The 2,107-nt window shown below is 38.8% G+C and carries 2 protein-coding genes; both read right to left on the bottom strand.

What is annotated here, in order from left to right; all coding sequences use genetic code 11:
* Positions 1 to 177 precede the first annotated feature (177 nt).
* On the bottom strand, positions 178 to 996 hold the full coding sequence (locus lacNas_RS00680; protein ID WP_201330659.1) for a helix-turn-helix domain-containing protein: 819 nt from the start codon (positions 994 to 996) through the stop codon (positions 178 to 180).
* Positions 997 to 1,528: 532 nt separating this feature from the next.
* Positions 1,529 to 2,107, bottom strand: a 579-nt coding sequence (locus lacNas_RS00675; protein ID WP_201346497.1) for an IS200/IS605 family accessory protein TnpB-related protein, incomplete at its 5' end; no start/stop codon positions are given.

The following is a 2,107-nucleotide window of genomic DNA, read 5'->3' as shown; positions in this document are numbered from 1 at the left end:
CGAAAAGAACTCTTCCGCCAGCAGGGTATCAATTTGTGAAAAGAGAAAACCGCTGAACTGTAAGTTCAGCGGTTTTTGCATGAAAAGAAATAGAAATTTTCAAATATGAAAAGTAAGGATGGAGGAGCAGTTTGAACGTTAGAATGTTTTTCATTTTGGGCCATGAAGGACTAGCTGTTATGGTGCGGTACTAAACGCAACTATTAAATCCCTATAACCCAATTCCACTAACATCCTAGCAATCTTCTTTTGTTGTTCTACATTCTCTAAAGCTACCGCTTTATAATATTTGGCTAGCAGTTTATAGAGTAAAAAGTGCGGATGAGCTGGTAATGAGTATAGAAAATCAACAGCTTCAACCGAATGGCTGTCCCTTCCCCTATGAAGGTCATTTGCCAAATAATTAACAGCGATAATTGCTAAAATTTCTACTTTCTTAATCGGCATACCATCGATTCTTTGATATCGCTCAAATAATTGTTTAGCAAAATAATCTAAGTGCTTAGAGTCTAAAATAAAGACTCCATATGCAAATAAGATAAACAAGTTGTTATCATCTGTCCACTTATCAACTGCTAGCAAGCGTTGGCATAATTCCTGACGACACTGTTGCGCCATTGGCCAATCTAAACCATCTTTTACATTCACAATCAACAACTTAGTCAAAAGATTTAAGAGCCCATGCTGCCCAAACTGCTTTAACTTATCAAGTAATTCATCAATTGACGAAAGATCACGCTCCCAATACATGGATTCAATTTTTTGCAAATAATAGTCATGATTGCAATCTGTTAATTGCCGCTTCAATAAAAATTGATTAATAAAAGATACTATATCAATTTGATGAGCATGGAGTATTTTTACTAGATCATCAAACCTAATTCTTTGTTGATCATTTTCGATTCTAGAATACTGCGTAACAGACATCACTTCTGCAGCCATTTCTTTTTGCGACAAGCCTAAACTAAGCCGCGCATTTTTTAAAAGTTCACCCATTCTTTTCCCCTTACTACACGCTAAAAAGGGAAAAATGCCACTAAATAAAGTGACATTTTAAAAATTGTGTCGTTGAATTCCCAAAGCAACGATGATTTTCCGAAAGAGGTACACACCAATAGTTAAGCCAAGAAAGTTTGACCAAAATGTACTAAATGACAATTTCTCAAATAAATATTGGATTGGCAGAATGCAGGCAAAAAAGATTGTCAATGAGATAGCAGCTCTTGCATACTTATTTTTCGGCATTTTCTTTTTTAGCTTATCCATGTTTTCTCCCATCTTAATTTAGATAATGTTATAGAATATTGGGTCAGATTATATCAAATTGTGTCATTTGATATGATTTTGCCGAGTGTCTGCTTTAACAGCTTTAATATCTAGACCGACCTTTTTCAAGCAATACTTAGCAAGTAAGCATTACAAACGCTCCCTTGATATGGTTCTCAAGAAAACTGGAGGACAACTTTACAGTCCGTCAACCGAAGCTCTATACACAGACACAAATATTACTCGTTTGCCGAGTGGCTCCTCAAATGAGAGGAGACCATTTGGCTGGATGCAACACAGCATCCACTATCCCGTTCGCAAATGAGACGTTCGGGAATACTTTTCTTACTATCTGCATTGCACCGTTGATGTCCGCATTGACCAACAAACCCTTGTTGCTTCTAAACATGCCACGGTGAATGCGCCGATTGGCTGGGCTCAGCCCTTGCTTTTTTCTGCTCTTATTGCCATTGTTCCAGCATGGCTTTTCGCCGTCAAGAGCACTAGTCTGACTTGTATACGATTCATTTGTGCAGATAACCGTGATACCGACCATATTGGCCTTGTAGCGGATCATATTGATCATCTGCTGGTGAGGCAAGCCAACAAAGTTCTGATTGTTTTTCTTGCCCATATTTACTGACCGTTTCCATGTCTTGTTCTTGCCAATCACAATAGTATTTGCTCCACAGCTTAGCGCGTAATCTACTATGCGCTTGGATGCCTTGTGGGCAAATTGACGAATCTTGGCATTGCGCCAATCGGTTAGGCGCTGCATGGATTTGGTCTGGCCGTATACCGCCTTTGGGCCTTGCTTGGTGCTGATAATGCTTTCGAGCTG

The sequence above is a fragment of the Lactobacillus nasalidis genome, assembly GCF_016587775.1.
GTDB lineage: Bacteria > Bacillota > Bacilli > Lactobacillales > Lactobacillaceae > Lactobacillus > Lactobacillus nasalidis.
Note: the sequence above shows the minus strand (reverse complement) of the source record. Positions and strands in the feature narration are given on the sequence as shown.